21 protein-coding genes are annotated in these 18643 nt (G+C 69.4%); 13 read left to right on the top strand and 8 right to left on the bottom strand.

The features are described 5' to 3' along the window. On the top strand, positions 1-666 hold a 666-nt coding region (locus ABZ857_RS06235), incomplete at its 5' end, for a hypothetical protein (RefSeq protein WP_357038320.1). A gap of 264 nt (positions 667-930) precedes the next feature. Here the strand turns inward: ABZ857_RS06235 and ABZ857_RS06230 are convergent. The 6 genes from ABZ857_RS06230 to ABZ857_RS06205 all read right to left on the bottom strand — a co-directional run bounded on the left by ABZ857_RS06230 (position 931) and on the right by ABZ857_RS06205 (position 4706). Further along, positions 931-1446: a UTRA domain-containing protein gene (locus tag ABZ857_RS06230; protein WP_357038317.1), complete on the bottom strand. Its 516-nt coding sequence runs from the start codon at positions 1444-1446 to the stop codon at positions 931-933. 225 nt (positions 1447-1671) lie between these two features. After that, positions 1672-2661, bottom strand: a complete 990-nt coding sequence (locus ABZ857_RS06225) for an aldo/keto reductase (protein ID WP_357038314.1) — start codon at positions 2659-2661, stop codon at positions 1672-1674. Between the two features lie 233 nt (positions 2662-2894). Then, a complete protein-coding gene (locus ABZ857_RS06220; protein WP_357038311.1) occupies positions 2895-3917 on the bottom strand; it encodes a zinc-dependent alcohol dehydrogenase family protein in 1023 nt (340 codons plus the stop codon). Between the two features lie 33 nt (positions 3918-3950). Continuing rightward, complete coding sequence (locus tag ABZ857_RS06215) at positions 3951-4106, bottom strand: hypothetical protein (protein WP_357038308.1); 156 nt, start codon at positions 4104-4106, stop codon at positions 3951-3953. Continuing rightward, positions 4103-4324 carry a hypothetical protein gene (locus ABZ857_RS06210; RefSeq protein WP_357038305.1) on the bottom strand — a complete coding sequence of 74 codons (222 nt, stop codon included), beginning with the start codon at positions 4322-4324 and terminating at the stop codon, positions 4103-4105. Before ABZ857_RS06210 ends, ABZ857_RS06215 begins: the two co-directional genes overlap by 4 nt. A gap of 58 nt (positions 4325-4382) precedes the next feature. Continuing rightward, on the bottom strand, positions 4383-4706 hold the full coding sequence (locus tag ABZ857_RS06205; RefSeq protein ID WP_357038302.1) for a carboxymuconolactone decarboxylase family protein: 324 nt from the start codon (positions 4704-4706) through the stop codon (positions 4383-4385). Between the two features lie 224 nt (positions 4707-4930). Here ABZ857_RS06205 and ABZ857_RS06200 point away from each other — a divergent pair, with 224 nt between their 5' ends. Both ABZ857_RS06200 and ABZ857_RS06195 read left to right on the top strand, forming a co-directional pair. Further along, positions 4931-5815 (top strand): helix-turn-helix transcriptional regulator, encoded by an 885-nt coding sequence (locus tag ABZ857_RS06200; protein ID WP_357038299.1) that lies wholly within the window; start codon positions 4931-4933, stop codon positions 5813-5815. A 49-nt stretch (positions 5816-5864) separates the two neighbouring features. Beyond that, positions 5865-6851, top strand: coding sequence for an aldo/keto reductase (locus tag ABZ857_RS06195; protein WP_357038296.1), 987 nt, complete (start codon positions 5865-5867; stop codon positions 6849-6851). A 477-nt stretch (positions 6852-7328) separates the two neighbouring features. Here ABZ857_RS06195 and ABZ857_RS06190 read toward each other — a convergent pair whose 3' ends face one another. Next, complete coding sequence (locus tag ABZ857_RS06190) at positions 7329-7607, bottom strand: hypothetical protein (RefSeq protein ID WP_357038294.1); 279 nt, start codon at positions 7605-7607, stop codon at positions 7329-7331. A gap of 180 nt (positions 7608-7787) precedes the next feature. Beyond that, positions 7788-8846 (bottom strand): serine hydrolase domain-containing protein, encoded by a 1059-nt coding sequence (locus tag ABZ857_RS06185; RefSeq protein ID WP_357038291.1) that lies wholly within the window; start codon positions 8844-8846, stop codon positions 7788-7790. A 317-nt stretch (positions 8847-9163) separates the two neighbouring features. On the opposite strand from ABZ857_RS06185, the gene ABZ857_RS06180 reads away from it, so the two are divergent. From ABZ857_RS06180 to ABZ857_RS06135, 10 genes are all read left to right on the top strand, one after another. Beyond that, positions 9164-9598 carry an Lrp/AsnC family transcriptional regulator gene (locus ABZ857_RS06180; RefSeq protein WP_357038289.1) on the top strand — a complete coding sequence of 145 codons (435 nt, stop codon included), beginning with the start codon at positions 9164-9166 and terminating at the stop codon, positions 9596-9598. Positions 9599-9865: 267 nt separating this feature from the next. Continuing rightward, positions 9866-10525 (top strand): DUF998 domain-containing protein, encoded by a 660-nt coding sequence (locus ABZ857_RS06175; protein ID WP_357038286.1) that lies wholly within the window; start codon positions 9866-9868, stop codon positions 10523-10525. Continuing rightward, a complete protein-coding gene (locus ABZ857_RS06170) occupies positions 10522-11538 on the top strand; it encodes a DMT family transporter (protein WP_357038283.1) in 1017 nt (338 codons plus the stop codon). The genes ABZ857_RS06175 and ABZ857_RS06170 overlap by 4 nt, the downstream gene beginning before the upstream one ends. Then, entirely contained in the window at positions 11436-12626 is a 1191-nt protein-coding gene (locus ABZ857_RS06165; RefSeq protein WP_357038418.1) for a glycosyltransferase, read from the top strand. Before ABZ857_RS06170 ends, ABZ857_RS06165 begins: the two co-directional genes overlap by 103 nt. Further along, positions 12598-13302, top strand: coding sequence for a response regulator transcription factor (locus ABZ857_RS06160; protein ID WP_357038281.1), 705 nt, complete (start codon positions 12598-12600; stop codon positions 13300-13302). The genes ABZ857_RS06165 and ABZ857_RS06160 overlap by 29 nt, the downstream gene beginning before the upstream one ends. Before the next feature lie 86 nt (positions 13303-13388). Further along, positions 13389-14483 (top strand): ATP-binding protein, encoded by a 1095-nt coding sequence (locus tag ABZ857_RS06155; protein WP_357038279.1) that lies wholly within the window; start codon positions 13389-13391, stop codon positions 14481-14483. 141 nt (positions 14484-14624) lie between these two features. Then, the gene (locus ABZ857_RS06150; RefSeq protein WP_357038276.1) at positions 14625-15968 is read left to right on the top strand and encodes a hypothetical protein; all 1344 of its coding nucleotides are present in this window, start codon (positions 14625-14627) and stop codon (positions 15966-15968) included. After that, positions 15965-16378: a FixH family protein gene (locus ABZ857_RS06145; protein WP_357038274.1), complete on the top strand. Its 414-nt coding sequence runs from the start codon at positions 15965-15967 to the stop codon at positions 16376-16378. Before ABZ857_RS06150 ends, ABZ857_RS06145 begins: the two co-directional genes overlap by 4 nt. A 37-nt stretch (positions 16379-16415) precedes the next feature. Further along, on the top strand, positions 16416-17546 hold the full coding sequence (locus ABZ857_RS06140; protein WP_357038271.1) for a hypothetical protein: 1131 nt from the start codon (positions 16416-16418) through the stop codon (positions 17544-17546). 4 nt (positions 17547-17550) lie between these two features. After that, entirely contained in the window at positions 17551-18075 is a 525-nt protein-coding gene (locus ABZ857_RS06135; protein ID WP_357038268.1) for a hypothetical protein, read from the top strand. Positions 18076-18643 lie beyond the last annotated feature (568 nt).

Genomic DNA, 18643 nt, shown 5'->3' with positions numbered 1-18643 from the left:
GGCGCCGTCGACGAGACCAGCAATAGTCACTCGACGCTGCGCTCATATCCGGCAGGATCCTTCAGCCCGAGCTGGACCCACGTCGTCGCCGTGGGGAGCCGGATCCTGTGGTACAACTCGGCCAACGGCTCGGGCGCAATCGGCGCCGTCGACGAGACCAGCAATAGTCACTCGACGCTGCGCTCATATCCGGCAGGATCCTTCAGCCCGAGCTGGACCCACGTCGTCGCCGTGGGAGGGAGACGGATTCTCTGGTACAACTCAGCCAACGGATCAGGCGCAATCGGTTACATCAACCCCGAGTACAGTCACGTGACGCTGCGTTCATATCCGGCGGGAGCGTTCAGTACCAACTGGACCCACATCGTTTTCGCTGGTAAGGCCCCTTCCCGGATCCTGTGGTACAACTCGGCCAACGGCTCGGGTGCAATCGGCACCATCGACGAGACCAGCAATAGTCACGTGACGCTGCGTTCATATCCGGCGGGAGCGTTCTCTTCGCACTGGACCCACGTGGTGAATTCGTGGGGCCGGATCCTGTGGTACAACTCGGCCAACGGCTCGGGCGCAATCGGCACCGTCGACGCCAGCAAGGGTCACGTGACGCTGCGTTCATATCCGGCGGGAGCGTTCAGTACCAACTGGACCCACATCGCTGCGATGTAATAGATCGATGATCCGAACCTCATCGAAGGCGTAAAGGGCGGCCTCCCCGGCTGCCCTTACGTTTGCGGTCGGCCGACCTGCGCACGGCTCCGTCCGTGCCTCAGGCTGGGCAACTCGCACGATCGCGCCGGTCACCATCGAGGCGCGGTCGCTGGAGGAGGTGACCGCCGCGCCGACGGCGATCGACGCCGCCGCGAGATCAACCGCGAGCGCGCGTGACGTTGTCACCTCCGTCGCCACCACAGACCGGGTGCACCAGGGTTCTCAGCTGGTGGCGCCCCAGGTGAGAGAGATGCCGGTGGCGGCGCGTTCGGTGCGGATCTCCATCATGCTGCCGAGGATGGTGGCATGGTCGGACACCACGGGGGTGGCGTCGAGCGTGTAGGTGATCCGGCTGCTGACGAGCACCGGGCTGCCCTGCGGCTTGTGGAGATGGCGGGCGGCGGCGGGGCCGAGCAGACCGGGCCGGACCACCTCGGACGCCCGGGCGACCGTCACTCCCGCGTCGGCGAGGGCCGTGTAGAGGGAGACGGCGGTGAAGTCGCGGTCGCGGATCCGGTCAGCCACCGGCCGACGGATCCAGGACACCTGGTGTACGGCGGGACGTCCCGCGAACTCGCGGACCCGCTCCAGCCGCAGGGCGGTGTCGCCGGGACGCAGCCGCAGCTCCGCGACGATCCGGGCGGGGGCCCGGCGCACCGCCCGCCCGGCCACCGCGGTGCACACCTCGTGGCCCTGTTTACGCAGATCGTCCACCAGGCTGCGGAGCAAGATATGCATAAACCATGCTTACGACTCCCGGGTAGCGGGAGTCGTACGACCGGGCGCGGTCGTGCAACGAGTGTGTGGAGCAACGGCGTGTGCGCGGCGAAACCCGAGCCACATCAGAGACTCTACGGAACTCGGCGCGGTTCACCGACTCCACAGAACCCGAGGCACATCACGGCCTCCACGAAACTCGGCGCGGTTCAGTCGGGCGGCCGTCTTGTCGCCTTACTCGCCGGGCTACCAGGCGTACGCCTCGGGGGCCTCGCCGCCGGGGCCCGGCCAGATTTCGTCGAGCGTCCGGAGAGTCTCGGGCGACAGGGACAGGTGCGGGGCGCGCAGCGATTCGGTCAGCTGCTCGGGGGTGCGCGGTCCGACGATGGTGGTGGCGACCGCCGGGTTGTGCAGCAGCCACGCGAGGGCGACGTCCGCGGGCCGCTCGCCGAGGTCCGCGCACAAGGCTTCGTAGCGTTCGAGCTGCGGCCGGTGCTGCTCGACGGTGGCCAGGAAGTCGGGGGACGAGCGCCGGCCGCTGTCGGCCTTGCGCAGGGCGCCGCCGAGCAGGCCGCCGCCCAGCGGGCTCCAAGGGATCAGGCCGAGACCGTAGTGGCGCAGGGCGGGGATCAGTTCGAGTTCGATGGTGCGGGCGCCCAGGTTGTACAGGCTCTGCTCGGACACGAGACCCAGGAAGTGCTGCTTGCCCGCTTCCTGCTGGGCGGTGGCGATGTGCCAGCCGGCGAAGTTGCTGCTGCCTACGTAGGTGACCTTGCCCTCGCGGACAAGTTGTTCCATGGCCTGCCAGATCTCGTCCCACGGCGTGGAGCGGTCGATATGGTGCATCTGGTACAAGTCGATGTGGTCGGTCTGCAGCCGTCGGAGGCTGGCCTCAGCGGCCCTGCGGATCTTGTAGGCCGAGAGGTACTTGTCGTTCGGGCCGGTACCCATGGGCTGGTAGAGCTTGGTGGCCAGCACGATCTTGTCGCGTCGGCCGTCTCCTTGGGCCAGCCAGCGGCCGATGATCTCCTCGGAGAGACCGTAGCCCTGTTCCATGTCGGGTGACTGCGGTCCGCCGTAGACGTCGGCGGTGTCGATGAAGTTGATGCCTTCCTCGACGGCCCGGTCGAGGATGGCGAAGCCGGTGGGCTCGCCGGTGACCCAGCCGAAGTTCATGGTTCCCAGGCCGAGCTTGCTGACCTTCAGGCCGGTCCGGCCGAGGTGGTTGTACGTCATCGTCATAGGTGGTGCGTCCAATCCAGTAGGGCAGTGCACAGAGCGCAGCGCACGCAGCCTCAACGGGCCGGGGCGTGCCATGCCGGGACGCTGGAGGAACGGTCCTCGGGCCGTGCGGGGCGCCGAGCATGTGCGGCCGGCGGGCGCGGTCGGGGCACTTCGGCAAAGGTCTGCCCGAAGCGAGCGCCGACCGGCCATGGCCGACTCGCGCCGCGTGCTGTGCAACGGTCGGCTCAGGGCTTGAGGAGTGCCTTGATGGCGCGCCGTTCGTCCATGGCCTGGTAGGCGTCGGCGACCTGTCCGAGCGGCAGGGTGAGGTCGAAGACCTTGCCGGGGTTGATGCGGCCGGTGAGCACGCGGTCGATCAGGTCGGGCAGGAACTCGCGCACGGGGGCGGGGCCGCCGCGCAGGCCGACGTGGGAGTAGAACAGTTCGGTGCCGTCGATCGCCACGCCGTGGGGGACGCCGACGAAGCCGACGTTGCCGCCGGGCCGCGTCGAGCGCAGCGCCTGCTGCATCGCCTCCGGTGTGCCCACGCACTCCAAGACGCGGTCGGCGCCGATCCCGCCGGTCATCTCCTTGATGCGGGCGATGCCCTCCTCGCCGCGCTCGGCGACGATGTCGGTGGCCCCAAACTCGCGGGCCAGCTTCTGCCGGGCCTCGTGCCGGGACATGGCGATGATCCGCGTCGCGCCCAGTTCCTTGGCGGCGATGACCGCGCACAGGCCGACCGCGCCGTCGCCGACCACGGCGACCGTGTCGCCGGGCCGCACCTCGGCAGCGACGGCCGCGTACCAGCCGGTGCCCATCACGTCGGAGCAGGCGAGCAGACTGGGAATGTGCTCCTCGGCCGGCTGGTCGGGCGTGGCGACCAGGGTGCCGTCCGCGAGCGGAATGCGGATCTTCTCGGCCTGGCAGCCTTCGGCGCCGACCAACTCGCGGTGCAGGCAGTCGGTCTGGTAGCCGTTGCGGCAGTTGGCGCAGGTGTTGTCGGAGGCGAAGAAGGAGCCGATGACGAACTGACCCGGCTTCAGAGTCTTCACATCCGCGCCGACTTCCTCAACGATGCCGACGTACTCGTGGCCGAACGGGGTCGGCTGCTCGACCGGGTTGATGCCGCGGTAGTCCCACAGGTCCGAGCCGCACACACAGGTCGCGGCGGTACGGATGACCGCGTCGGTCGCCTCGATGATCTTCGGGTCGTCGCGCTCCTCGAAGCGCACGTCCCCGGGGGCGTGGAGAACGGCTCCGCGCATGATGATGCTCCTTACAGATTGTCCGGGTGCGGGTCAGCGGCGGGTGCTGGTGCGCGGGCCGGCGTATTCGTCGTCGCCGACGTGCTCGAGCCAGTCGACCTCATCGGTCTCCCACAGCGCGATGTGCGTCATGAAGTGGTCCGGAGCGGCACCGTGCCAGTGCTCCTCCCCCGGCGGCGTCCAGATCACGTCGCCCGGTGGGCTTGGAGGATCTCGCCGCCGCGGGACTGGACCAGGGCGATGCCCTCGACGATGTAGAGGGTCTGGCCCAGGCCATGGCTGTGCCAGGCGGTCCGGGCGCCGGGCGCGAAGCGCACCGCGTTCGCGCGGGCGCGGGAGGGTGCCTCACCGCGGTAGATCACATCGGCCCAGGCGTCGCCGGTGAACCACTGGGCGGGCAGCTTCATCGCCCGGCTGCTTGGTCAGCAATTCCATGAGGTGGTGCTCCCTTGTCGCAGTTCGCCGTCAGGCGGTGGCCTGCTCGTCGTCGATCTGCTTGAGCAGGTTGATCGCGGTCATGGCGTTGGGCCAGCCGGCGTAGAAGGCGAGATGCGTGATCGCCTCGGACAGCTCCTCCACGCTCAGCCCGTTCTCCAGCGCCACACGGAGGTGGTAGCCGAGCTGCTCACCGCGGTAGAGCGCGGCCAGCACGCTCACGGTCACCAGGCTGCGATCCCGCGGAGACAGTCCGGGCCGCTCCCAGACGTCGCCGAAGAGAACCTCATTGGTGACCTCGACGAGCTTGGGCGCGATGCCGGCCAGCTCCTGGGGCGCGGACTGCTTCGCCATCGGGCGACTCCTTCACTCGCAAACGGTATGGAAACAGGCACTCCCACTCTGAGGTCGGGCGCCCGTCCCGGCAGCCCGGAGCCTCTCGTCCGAGGTGCCCGCCGGGAGCCGCCATAGCGGCCACTACCGAGGAAACCGCAGGTCACGTGCGGGTGGAAGGTACGGCCGTTACAGGTACTGACAGAACCCCCCTCACCCGGGCCCGCCCGCCTAGCCTGGAAGACGTGAGTACCGAGAGCGACATCCGCGACTTCCTGGCCTCCCGCCGCGCCAAGATCACCCCGCAGCAGGCCGGACTTCCCGCCTACGGCGGCAACCGGCGCGTGCCCGGGCTGCGCCGCGAGGAAGTCGCGATGCTCGCCGGCGTCAGCGTCGACTACTACGTCCGCCTGGAACGCGGCCACCTCGCCGGAGCCTCCGAGGAAGTCCTCGACGCCGTCGCGAACGCCCTGCAACTCGACGAGGCCGAACGCGCCCACCTCTACGACCTGGCCCGCGCCGTCGCCAGACGTCCAATCCGCCGTACCAAACGCGTTCGCGGCCCGCTCCCGGACAGTGTCCTGCGCGTCCTTCACTCCATGACCGACTTCCCGGCCTTCATCCGCAACGGCCGCCTCGACATCCTCGCGATCAACCACCTCGGCCGCGCCCTGTACGCCCCGCTGTACAGTGATGACGCTCCGCACCCGGTCAACGTCGCCCGCTTCCAGTTCCTGAACCCGCACGGCCGTGACTTTTTCCCCGACTGGGAACAGTCGGTACACACGACCGTGGCCCTGCTGCGCACCGAGGCCGGACGGGCTCCCGGCGACAGCGATCTGACCGGGCTGATCGGTGAACTCGTCACCCGCAGCGAGGAGTTCCGCACCGCTTGGGCCAAGCACAACGTGCGCCTGCACCACACCGGCCGCAAATCTTTCCGTCACCCGGCCATCGGCGAGATCACCCTGGACTTCGACGCGATGGAACTGCCCGCGCAGCCCGGCCTGACCCTGACCGCATACAGCGCCGGCCCGCACACTCCGGCCTACGACGCGCTGCAACTGCTGGCCGCCTGGGCCGCCACTGAGGACGCCTCCGCAGCCGCCGACCACATCAGCAGCCACTGAACAGCATCTCCGGGCCGGGTCCCGATCACACACCGCAGGAGGCACCACCATGCACACGCGGATCCTCGGCCAGGGCCTTGAAGTCTCGGCCATCGGCTTGGGCTGCATGGGCATGTCCCAGAGCTATGGCCCCAACCCCGGCGACCGGCAGGACATGATCGCCGTGATTCGCGGCGCCGTCGACCGTGGCATCACGTTCTTCGACACCGCAGAGGTCTACGGCCCCTACACCAACGAAAAGCTCGTGGGTGAAGCGCTCGCCCCTCTGCGCGACCAGGTCGTCATCGCCACCAAGTTCGGCTGGCGCATCGAAGACGGCAAGTCTGTCGGGCTCGATAGCCGGCCAGAGCAGATCAAGCGGGTCGCCGACGCCTCGCTGCGTCGTCTGCGCACGGACACGATCGACCTCTTCTACCAGCACCGGGTCGACCCCGACGTGCCGATCGAGGAGGTCGCGGGCGCGGTCGGTGAACTGGTACAGGCCGGCAAGGTACGGCACTTCGGCCTGTCCGAAGCGAGCGCGGCGACGATCCGCAGGGCGCACGCCGTGCACCCCCTGACCGCGGTGCAGAGCGAGTACTCCCTGTGGACCCGTGATCCCGAGCCCGAAGTCCTGCCCACGCTCGCCGAACTCGGCATCGGGTTCGTCCCCTTCAGCCCGCTCGGCAAGGGGTTCCTCACCGGCACCGTCGACACCACGACCGTGTTCACTGACGGTGATATCCGCACGACCATCCCACGGTTCGACCAGGACAACCTCGCCGGCAACCAGGCACTGATCGACCACGTCGCCGCCCTGGCCCACGCGAAGAAGGCCACCCCCGGACAGGTGGCCCTGGCCTGGCTGCTCGCCCAGCACCCCTGGATCGTGCCGATCCCCGGCACCCGCCGCATCGCACGCATGGAGGAGAACGCCGATGCCACACAACTCGCGCTGTCCGCAGACGAGCGGACGGACCTGGATGCGCTGGCGGCCCGCATCGGCGTCCGCGGCGACCGCTACAACGGTATGCACATGAGCCTGGTCGACAAGTAATTTGGGCCACGCACCGGCAGTGCCGTCGCCCCCGCCCCCGCGGGCGGCTTCACCGCGATCAACCAGCTCACCGGCAACTAAATGGAGATCCCAAACGCCTCCACCAGCGGCGTGGGCCAAGCGGCCGTCGAGCGCTTTGGACGGTAGTCATCAGATGCGAGCCCGTCGCCCTGGTAGCGTCGTCAGCCGAGCGGCAACACGCGACAACCGTCCGCAGAATCTGTGAGTCCCAGGGTGTTGGAGCCGTAGGCGACGATCGCCGCAGCCAGTTCTTTCCCAGGGCCGATACCCACATGTCGGAGGCCAGCGCGTAGATGATCTCGTAGCCTTCCGCCACGTCCGTCAGTTTGATTTCGGCGCGCCCGGCGAAACGATCGTTCCGGCGGATGGCCCAGACGTCAAACGAATCCTAGGCATAGACCTTCGTGAAGATCCGTACGAACAGGGCACGGTACTCCGCCGTCGGTGACGGGACCATCACCCATCCACTGCGACACCCTGGCTGCGCCGGCGCTCTTCGCGCCGGATGTGGTGCCACTCCCCGGCCCCACCGGTGCAGCCATCGCTGTACCAGTAGTAGGCGGTGACGCCCCAATAGCAGCCGCTCGTACGGTGGCTCTGGGACGCGCTGTCAGCGGTGACCCCGTCCGGCAGCATGCACACCCCGAACCGATGATCATGTACGGGCACGCACGTCACCATCGGCACATCGGCCATTTGCACCCATGCCGGCCGGGTCTCGTCGGTCTTGCTCATGCGGTCACCCTTCGGCTCCGTGACGTCCCGGACTGGGGCTGTCACAAAACTGGGTGCACCGTGATCACCCCCTGACTCGCGCGAGCGGCCGCCTAGAACACCGCAACGACCTCGCCCGGGCTGATACTCGTGAGGGCGCTGCCGGTAAGGAGGTCGGCCCGGGTGTTGCGGTGCTCGTCCTTAGTCCCGCGGGACGGGTTTGCCGAGCATCGCGCAGATCGCCGCGTCGACGAGCTTGCGGTCGAGTGCGTTCATCTTCTCGTCCCGCAGGCCGAACTGGGTCGTGGTGACGACGGTGACGGTACGGCGGCCGCTGCTGTCGGTGTAGTTCTGGCTGGAGTAACCGGGGATGCCTCCGGTGTGCCCCCACACCGTGCCGCAGGAGTTGGTGTGGCGCTGCAGACCCAGCCCGTATCGGCTGGAGGGGTCGTCCGGGTCCTTCACCGTGACCCGCATCTGCGCGAGTTGCGCCGGTGGGAGCAGCTTGCCGGACATCAGCGCGCGGAGGAAGCGTCCCCAGTCGCCCGGGGTGGAGACCACGGCGCCGGATGCCCAAGTGATCGAGGGGTCGATCCCGGTCACGTCGACGTGGCCGTCCCGCTCCGGCCCGGTGAACGCCAGGCCGGAGGCAACCTCGGGCAACCGCAGTTCGGCCAGGTGATCGGCGTCGGGCTCGTAGCCGTGGGCGAGCCGGTCCCCGTCGCGTGAGCCGGCGTCGGCGGCCAGGTAGGTGTGGCGCAGGCCGAGCGGGCGTGCGATACGCCGCTGGATGAGGTCGGCGAGGGATCGCCCGGTGACCTTCTCCAGCACGAGGCCGAGGGCGACATAGTTGGTGTTGCTGTAGGCATGCCGCTTACCTGGGGCGAACAGCGTCGGCTGCTTGATGCCGAGGGCAAGCATCTGCCCGGGCGTCCAGGTCCGCTTCTCCTGCCCGATGAGTGTCTTGATCGCATCCGGCGTAAGAAGATAGTCGGCGAGGCCGCTGGTGTGGTTGAGCAGCATCCGCAGGGTGATCGAGCGCCCGTTCTTGATGGCGGGCAGCCACTTGGCGACAGGATCTTCCAGCTTGAGTCGGCGTTCGGCGACGAGCTGCAGGACCAAGGTCGCGACCATGGTTTTGGTGTTGGAGCCCATGCGGAACTGGCTGTCGGCACTGAGGCGGGAGTCGTTCGCGGTCCACGCCGCCTGCTCGGCGATCCGCAGGGGCTCACCACGGCCGTGGTCGATGCGTACGATCACGCCAGGAGCGCCCGCCTCGATCTCTTGCCGCGCCAGACCGGTGAGCAGGGACCCGGGTGTGGGCGCCGTGCCGGCCGCCGCCGGGCTCGCCGGCAAGGCGATTGTCAGCGCGGCCACCATGGTGCTCAATGCGACCGTCGTCGACCGCTTCGTCGCTGCCCGCGGTTGAAAGGCGCGTTGGTGCATGCCACGTCTCCATCGATGAGATTCAGAGTTTCTCGCAGCAGATCGGCTGCAAACGGACGAGCTCAACGCTAGGGCGGCCGTATACGTAAGAAACAGCTCAAAAGATTGCAAGCTCTGTTATGTTTTTGAATATGGATGCCGTCAATCGTCAAATTCTTAATCTTTTAGTGCTCAACGGGCGGGCCAGCATGACCGAGATCGCGTCCGTGGTCTCACTGTCCGTGCCCGCAGTGAAACGACGGATCGATCGCCTGGAGAAGGACGGGATCATCCGCGGTTACACCGCGATCACCCAAGAGCCCGGCCCGAGCAAGATGCACGCGCTCGTGGAGCTCTTCCTGGCAGTGGACACCCGTCATCGGGACGCCCCATCCATCTTCGGGGAGCGGCCGGAGGTGCGCATGGCCTTCACGGCTGCGGGCGAAAGCGACGTGATCATGCTGGTGCAGGTGGACGACGCCAATCACCTGGAGTCCCTGCTAATCGACCTGCGCCGCCATCCGGCAGTACAGCGAACGCGGGCTCTGGTCCTGCTCAAAAACCTCCTCGACCGCCTTCCCGCGTGAACCGGGCGCGACGAGGCGCGCTCCGACGTGCGGCGTCGTGGGTCTGAGGAGAAGACAACGGCTCTCCGAGAACAGCGCTGTCGGCGTCATGAGCGCGGACGTCGTTCGTGAGGGCGTAGCCCAGGCGGTGGTGTGAGCGCGGACGCTCAGGTCGTCTCGCGGCGGATACACCACAGGGGCACACCGGTCGGTGCGGTGCAACGCTTCACGAAAGCTTCACGATCTGACGCGTACGGGCCACATGATGTTCCAATCTGCTGTCCAGGTATGGACAGCTTTTCCCTCACCCGGAAACTCGTGGTCGCGGCTCATGCCGGGTTGGCCGGGGCGTTGGCCGGCGCCATCGTCCTGCACGTCGGCTGGGCGAAGCGAGTGAACACCGCTGGGCACGCCTTCAGTGACTACGCGTTGAGCGAGGACGCGGACTGGATCTTCACCGGGACCGTGGTCTGCCTCTCGGCGGGATCGGCGGCGCTGATGGCCGGTCTGGTACGGTCCACGCTGCCTGTCGGCGGGTCGGCGAAGGCGTTGCTGGGCGTATGGTGCGGTGGGCTGGCGCTCACGGCACTGTTCCGGACCGACCCCGTGGGCGGTGTTCCTTCGGTAGGCGGCTTGGTGCACCGGTACGCGGCGGGTGGCGCCATCGCGGCGCTCCCGGTCGCCGGGCTTTTGATCGCCCGCCGGCTGGCGCGACTTCCCGGTTCGGAGGCGACGGCGCGGGCGCTGCGCCGGATCTCTTGGGCGAGTGCGGCGGGCGGCCTCGCCTTTTTGTACGCGCACCTGTGCGCCGCGATCTTGGATCCCACCCCGGCGGTCCGTTCGATCGGCGGCTGGATGGGGTTGGCCGAGCGGGTGGCCCTCGCTTTGGAGCTGGGCCTGCTGCTCTCGCTGGCCGGGGTGGTGCGTGCGGGTGGGGAGAGCCGGTGACCTGGCTCGCGATCGGCCTGGCGGTTGTGAACGCATGCTGTTTCACGGTCGGGACATGGTTGCAGCACGGGGTCTCGGCGGATGCGCCGTCCTTGGTGGCGGCGGTGCGGCGGCCCCGCTGGCTGGCCGGGCTGGTGCTGCTGGCGACGGGGTCGGTGTTCCAGGTCATCGCGCTGGGGTTCGCCCCGGTGACCGTGGTCGAGCCCGCCGGGGTGCTCGGGATCGTGATCAGCGTGGTGTTGGCGCTCAGGGCGCAGGGCACCCGGTTGCGTTGGGGCACGGGGTGTGCGCTGGCGGCGATCCTCGTAGGGACGGGCGCATTCGCGGTGCTCGCCGCGCTGAACACCGTGCCTGTCCCGATCTCCACAGGGGCGCTGTTCCAGGCCGGTGCGGTGGTCCTCGCCGTGATGGCCGCCTGCCGGCTGGCCGGCGGCCTGCTGCGCGGTCGGGCCCGGTGTCTGGTCATGGGCGTCGGCGGGGGCGCCGCCTATGGCTGCACCTCCACGCTCGTGCGGGCCGCGACGGAGCAGTACGCGGTGCACGGTGTCAGCGGTGGCCTGCTCGGCACACTCTTCGGTCTCGCAGCGGCGATCCTCGCGGGTTTCTGGTTCGTGCAGCGCGCGTACGCCGACGGTCCGCCCGAGAGCACGGTGGCCATCCTCACCGTCGTGGATCCGGTGGTCGCCGTCTGCATCGGCATCGGCGTGCTGGGTGAGGCCCCCGGCGTGACCGTGCCGATCGCCACTCTGGGGCTGGCCTGTACCGCTCTGGCGGTCGCCGGAGTCGTTCGTCTCTCCAGTGATGTTCCACGGCGCCCCGCCTTCACCGAGCTGCCCCATTCCTCCTCTTTTCCGCCCTATCCCTTCTCCTACGACAGGACCGCCCCATGCCCGATTCCACCCAGCGCGTCATCATCGGCGCGGACACCTATCCGCCTGATATCAACGGTGCCGCGAACTTCGCCCACCGTCTGGCCACCGGTCTCGCCGGGCGAGGCCACGAGGTCCACGTGATCTGCCCCTCGCCGGGCGGAGGCGACGAGCGCGTCACGTCCGGCGGTCCGGCCGTGCACCGGCTCGCCTCGCACGGCACTCCGTTCCATCCCGATTTCCGCGTCTGCCTACCCTGGCAGATCCGCGGTGCGACGGCCCGGCTGCTGGACCGCATCGCCCCGGACGTGGTTCACATACAGTCCCACTTCGCCGTGGGGCGGACCTTGATCACCGCGGCACAGCGCAGGGGTGTACCAGTGGTGGCGACCAATCACTTCATGCCGGAGAACCTCGTCCGCTACACGCGCCTGCCCGGCCGGCTCGCCGATGCTGCCTGCGGGCTGCTCTGGCGCGACTTCGTACGCGTCTTCCGCCGCGCCGACATCGTCACCGCTCCCACCCCTCGCGCCGTGCAGCTGATGCACCGGCATGGCCTCGTTGGCACCGCCCTCGCGGTGTCCTGTGGCCTGGATCTGCGCCGCTTCGCGCAGCCCGCGGCGAAGAAGGAGGACCAGGGGTTGCGCGTGCTGTTCGTGGGCCGGCTGGACGCAGAGAAGAACGTGCACGAACTCCTGCGCGCTCTGGCGCTGCTGCCCGCGGTCACGGCCGAGATCGTGGGCCACGGGTCGCGCCGCGGCGAATTGGAGGAGCTGGCTTGCACGCTGGGTGTGGCCGACCGGGTCACCTTCCACGGCCTGGTCGGCGACCAGGAGCTTTTGGATGCCTACGCCCGCTGTGACGTGTTCTGCATGCCCAGCACCGCCGAGTTACAGAGCCTGGCTACGATGGAGGCCATGGCCGCCGGAAAGCCTGTCGTCGCCGCCGACGCCATGGCCCTGCCCCATTTGGTCCATCCCGGGCGCAACGGGGAGCTCTTCCCACCCGGCGACATCGCGGCCCTGGCCGTGGCGCTCGGCTCGGTCCTGGGCGACGCCGAAGCCCGGCTGCGCATGGGGGAGGCCAGCCGTGAGCTTGTCGCCCAGCATGACATCGCACTCACCCTCGAGGCGTTCGAAGGCATCTATCAAGAATCGGCCGGGGGTGCGCAGTCCCTCCCACGGACCGCTCACAGAGACGAGCATGAGGACACAGCGCATTCTGGTCGTTGACGACGAGCCCAAGATCCGGATGACGCTGCGCGGCTATCTGGAGGCGGACGGCTTTGAGGTCCTGGAGGCCGCGGACGGGCCACTGGGCCTCGCCTCGGTCGCCCGTGAGCGGCCCGACCTTGTCGTGCTGGATGTGATGCTGCCCAGGCTGGACGGGTTCGAGGTGCTGCGCCGGATCCGGGCGACCAGCCAGGTGCCGGTGATTCTGCTCACCGCACGGGCGGAGGAGATTGACCGGGTCATCGGCTTCACCGCGGGCAGCGACGACTACGTCACCAAGCCGTTCAGCGCCCGCGAACTCGCCCTGCGGGCGCGGGCCATCCTGCGCCGCGCGGAGGCGCCCGGCCAGGAGGCCGAGGATCGGACCCTGCGATTCGAGGGCCTGGTCGTCGACCCCGACACCCGTACCGTCACCGTCGACGCCGGCCGCGTCGTGGAGCTGTCGGCGCTCGACTTCGACCTGCTGGTGGCGCTGGCCGGCACCCCGGGCCGGGTCTTCACCCGCCGCGGGCTGATCGAGCACGTTTGGGGCCGCGACTTCTTCGGCGACGAACGCGTGGTGGACGTGCACATTCGCACGCTGCGGCGGGCGCTCGGCGACGATGCGAGCACCCCCCGGTTCGTTGGCACCGTACGCGCCATCGGCTATCGCTTCCTCGCCCGCCCGGTCGTATGACCCGCTCGCCCCGTCACTGGAGAACCGAGAGCACCGGGACGGCCCGCGGCCCGGCCCGCACCGTTCGCCGGCTAACGGCCCTGCCGTTGACCGTCCGCCTGGTGCTGTCCCACCTGGCGGTCCTGGTCGTGGCGCTCACGGCGATGAACCTCGTTGCCAGCGTCGTCGACGGCTTCGATGAGCCGGCCCCGGCAGACCGTACCGGCCTCGAGGCGTTGACGGCCGTGCTGGGCGCGCGGCGCCCGGGGGAGGTCGATCTCGAACTGCTCTGGCCCGCGCTGGCCGTCGGCATGGCCGCGGCGCTCGTTTTGTCCCTCGTCTTCTCCCGGTTCCTACTGCGGCCGCTGCGCCAGGTCAGGGCCGCGACCCACCGCCTCGCCGACGGGCACTACGACGACGTCCTCGACGTTCCCCGCGAACCGGGACTCGCCGCACTGGTCAAGGACGTCAACCGGCTGGCGGCGGCCCTGGCCGACGTCCAGCGGCGCCGCGCCCGCCTGGTCTCGGAGATCGCCCATGAGATGCGTACTCCCATCACCATCCTCAGCGGCCAGATCGAGGGCATGGCCGATGGCATCTTCACCCGCGACGACGCCATGTTCGCCTCCCTCGCCGACGACCTCGCGCGGCTGCGGCGCCTCGCGGACGACCTGTCCAACCTCTCCCAGGCCGAAGAGGGCGCCTTCACCTTCCGGCCGGTGCCTACCGACGTGATCGCCCTGGCCGAGCGCACCGCCGAACGTCTGCGGCCCCAGTTCGACGACGGGCAGGTCACGCTCACCGTCGCCCCCGGCCCGCCGGTCACGGCCGTGCTCGACCCGGGCCGCATCGCCCAGGTCCTGATCAATCTTCTGGGCAACGCGCTTGGCGCCTGCGATCCCGGCGACCGGGTGTCGGTCACCGTGTGCACTCGGCACGGCCCAGCGCCGTACGTCGAGATCACCGTTCAGGACGACGGCATCGGCATCGCCGGGCACGACCTCACGCGGATCTTCAACCGCTTCGAGCGCGTCGAGCACCCCGGACGCCCGGCTCCGGCGGGCGGCAGCGGCATCGGCCTGACCATTGCTCAGGGCATCGCCCGGGCCCACGGCGGCGGCATCACCGCTACCTCCCGGGGCCTGGGCCACGGGGCGAGCTTCACCGTCCGCCTGCCGCTGCGGCCGGCCGATCGCGGGTGATCTTCACCGTAGCTTCACGGTCCACGTCGTATGGGCCACACGGCGCTCCGGTTCCATGCCGGACATGGACGGTATTGACCTCACCAGAGAACGCCGCGCCGAGTCCGCCGTCGCCCGCGCGGCTCAGCCCGCGGAGCTGTCGTGAAAGCGGCGGCGGCGCTGCTGTGCGCCCTCGGAATCCTCTGGGCCACGGCGGCCCCTGTGCTCGCCGACGGAGCGCCCGACGGCGGTGACCTCCATGTCGCCCAGACCCTCGGCGACCGCGAGTTGACGGTGGTCATCCGCCGGGTGGAGCCGGTGCCCGGCCCGGTGTACGTCGACGTGGTCACCCACGCCGGCAGCCCACCCGGTGAGCTGGCGCTGCGTCTGCTCCAGAACGGCCGGCAGGCCAGCGCGGCGTCCGTCCGGCTCGGCACACGGCCGGGTTTCCACCGCGCCGGCGCGCTGTCGGTGTCGGGCGCCGGCCTGTGGGAGTTGGCGATCGACGACGGCGTACGGACCGGGACGATCCCCTTCATCGTGCCCGCACGGGTGCCGTCACCGTGGGAGAGGACGACGAACGGCGGGTTCGTCGCCGCGGGCGTGCTGATGATGGTGACGCTGGCCGTCGCGGTCCGTAGGCCGGGCACCACCGCGCTGGTGCCCGCCACGGGCGCGGTGGCGGCGCTGACCGTGGCGGTGACGGCGGTGATGCTGTCGTGGAGCGTGCCACCGCTCCCGCCACCGGGCTCCACGCTGGACCCGACCGCCGAGAGCATCGCCGACCCGTACGGCGCCGCGCTCCTGACCCCGGCGGACGGTTCGCGGCCGCCGGTGAACCTGGTGGCGGACACCGACGACGCAGACCTGAGGCTGACACTGACCGACGGCGCGACCGGACACCCCGTCGACGATCTGCTGCCGCACGACAGAGCGCTGATGCACCTCGTCGTCGTGTCCCCGGCGGGAGCACTCTGGCATCTCCACCCGATCCGCGTGGGACCCGGTCACTACCGGGTGAAGTTCACGGCGCCGGAGCAGGGTCGCTACGCGGTCACAGCCGACATAGCCCGGCGTGGCGGCGGCAGGCAGCAGCTCCGCACCTCGATCACACTCGATGCCGCGGGCGGCACGGCGCCGGCCACGGAGGACTTCCCCTTGGAACGCCGCATCGCGCCCGCCGGATCGGCCAGCACCATCACCGCGAGGTTCGGCACGCGGAACCTGCAGCCCTGGCTGGGGATGGTCGGCCACATGATCGTCGCCGGACCTGTCACCGCCGAGGTCGCGGATGCGCCCATCTGGGCCCACGTCCACGCGATGGTACCGGTCCGGCAGGACCAGCCGGACGAGAGCGTCGCCGCGTACGGGCCCGACGTGCCGTTCACCTACACCTTCCCGCTGCCCGGCCGCTACCTCGTATGGGTGCAGGCCGAGCGTGGCTACGCGGTGCGGACCGTCTCCACGACCGTGAACGTACCGGAGTCCGCAGGGTCGTCACGATGAGCACCAAGACCAGGTTCGTCCTCTTGGCGGCGTTCGTGACCTTGCTGGCGGGGGGCCTGCTGGTGATCCGGCCATGGCTCGCCGGCGCCGGCCGCACCACGATGACGGCCTCCACCGCCACCTACACCGTGCGACTGTTCACCGACGGGCCGCGCGAGGGCGCCAACACCTTCGACTTCGAGATCACCGCCAGGGACGGTACTCCCGCCCACCTGGACGAGGTGACCCTCCAACCAGTGATGCCCCAGATGGGCCACGCATACCCGCCGGTCACGGCCGCCCGGACCGCGCCAGGCCGCTACCGCGCGAAGGACACCATGCTGGCGATGACCGGCTACTGGCGGATCAACGTCACGCTGCGCCGCGCGAACGACGCCCAACAGGCCGCCTTCACCCTGTTGGCCAAATGACCCGCACAACCGAACGAGCCAGATGAAAGGACCAGTGATGGACATCAGCATGACCGGCACCCGAGCGACCGACGAGGTGAGAGCCAGGCCGAGAACCGACCCGAAGGGGCTGCTCGGGGCGGTCTTCGTCCTCGGCGGCGCGATGATGTCACTGACCGGAATGGTCTGGGACATCCAATGGCACAACGACGTTGGGCCCGACACCTTCTTCACCGCGCCTCACCTCGTGCTGTACGCGGGCAGCGCGGTGGCGGGGATCGCCAGCCTCGTCGTGGTGCTGGCGACCACCATGGCCGAACGGCGTGGACGCCCGGTGGACCCCACCGTCGGCGGCACCGCGGTCGGCGTGTTCGGCCGTACCTTCGCCGCTCCGGTCGGCTACCTGATCTCGGGCGTCGGCGCCGCGTTGTTCCTGGTCTACGGCCTGCTGGATGAGCGGTGGCATCGGCTGTACGGGTTCGACGTGGTGATCGAATCCCCTCCGCACATCGGATTCCTGCTGGCCATCACGTTGACCATGGTCGGAGCGGTGATGGTGTCCGCCGCCGCCCTCGGCAAGCGGTGGGGCGAGATCACCACCGTCATGGGGCTCGCCCTGCTCCTCGGGTTCGACTCCATCGTGGTCGAAGGGCTGAACGCCTTCGGCCTGGGCGCGGTCGACCTCCGTACGGCCGGGATTTCCTTCGTATCCGTGCTGCCCCTCGTGGTGGGCGCCCGCCTGCTCGGACGACCGGGCGGCGCGATCGGCATCGCTCTGATTCTGGCCGCGCTCCAGGCGCTCTACTGGTGGTTCGGCCCGTGGGCCACCCGGCTGTACGCCGACGCGATCGGGCAACCGTTCCGCGACGACCCGGTCGGCGTCCCGATGGTGCCCGCCCTGATCCCGATGACCCTCTTGCCGGTCGCCGCCCTGGTGGGACCGCTGCTGGCGCGCGCCCGCGACAATGGCCGGCTCGCCATGGTCGTGGGCGGCATCGGGGGCCTGGTCATCACCGTGACGGCGGCCGGGCAGTCGATGCTGCTCCTGGGGGAGGGCGCCTTCGACGAACTCCCCGTCATGATCGCGACGGCCGCCGCAGGTACGGCCGTCGGCGTGGCCGCCGGTTTCCTCGGTGTTCGCTTCGCCGAGATCCTCCGCTCTCTCGCCCCGGCCGGCGAAGGGCGGTAGGGCCATGCGCAAGATCGTCATGGTGTTGCTCGGCGTCATCGGGCTTCTCCTCGTCACGACCCCGACGGCACAGGCCGAAGAGCCGATCAAAGTCGTACACACCGAGCAGGTCCAGGCCGGACCTTACAGGCTCACCGTCGGCTTCAGCAGGTGGCCGCTGAAAGCCATGCAGTCCCTGGACTACACGTTCACGCCCGACGGCGGCATCAGAGGCAGAAGCGGCACCCTTGCCGTGATCGCCCCCGACGGTAGCCGCTATGAGGTCGAACTCGCCCGCCACCCCCGCCAGCGCGAGGTGTGGGGCCTGGATGTCCAGTCGCTGGATGAACCGGGAGAGTGGACGTTCCGGTTCATCATCGACGGCGCGCAGGGGCAGGGAACCGGCGAGCTCAGGCTCACCATGCTGGAGCAGCCCGGTCCGCCGCTGGCCATCAGCTGGGCGATCGGCTCCGGACCCCTGATCGGCCTGATCGCGCTCATCGTCGTCGGATGGCGGCGCGTCCGTCCGCGAGCATCGATCGCACACTGAGGTCGCGGGACGCACCGCCAGATCGTCCCGCACCCTTGCGTGGGTGCGGGACCCGGCGCGAAGTTCTGGCTTGTTGTCAACAAGGGACGTGATGACGACAGCAGCACCTCCCGGGGGCGATGTCATTGAAGACGTCCTCCGACAGCCCTGATCAACAGCGCCGAGCATGAACACCCTCCTCGGGCCTCGGGGAACAGCGCTCCAGCCAATAGCGGTACCCGCGAGCGCCAAGGAGTCGGCAGGTGTGTCCACGCCAGTGATGCTCAGCAAACGAGCGGGTCCGCCGAAGGCGGCGGCCTGGTGTCCGGTCTCATTTCTCGACCTGGGGCTCGGAAACGACGAAGGCCCCCGGCCGCGGTGTGCCGAGGGTCCTTGAATGGAAGACCGCGGGCGTGGTGAACGCGGGTACGCGCCTACGTAGGCGCGTACCCGCGTGGGCAGGAGGGTAGGCCAGCGCCGTCGTGCGGTCCCGGCCGCCAGGATGCCCGGCCGCGGCCAGCCCTGCTTTCCTACATCGGCCGCCGCCGGTGAGCGCGGCCGACCTGAAGAGTCACGGGCGGGGTGGGGC

Origin of the sequence: Microbispora sp. NPDC046933 (assembly GCF_040644635.1) — a bacterium.
Classification (GTDB): Bacteria; Actinomycetota; Actinomycetes; order Streptosporangiales; family Streptosporangiaceae; genus Microbispora.
This window is presented reverse-complemented; position numbering and strand designations above follow the sequence as displayed.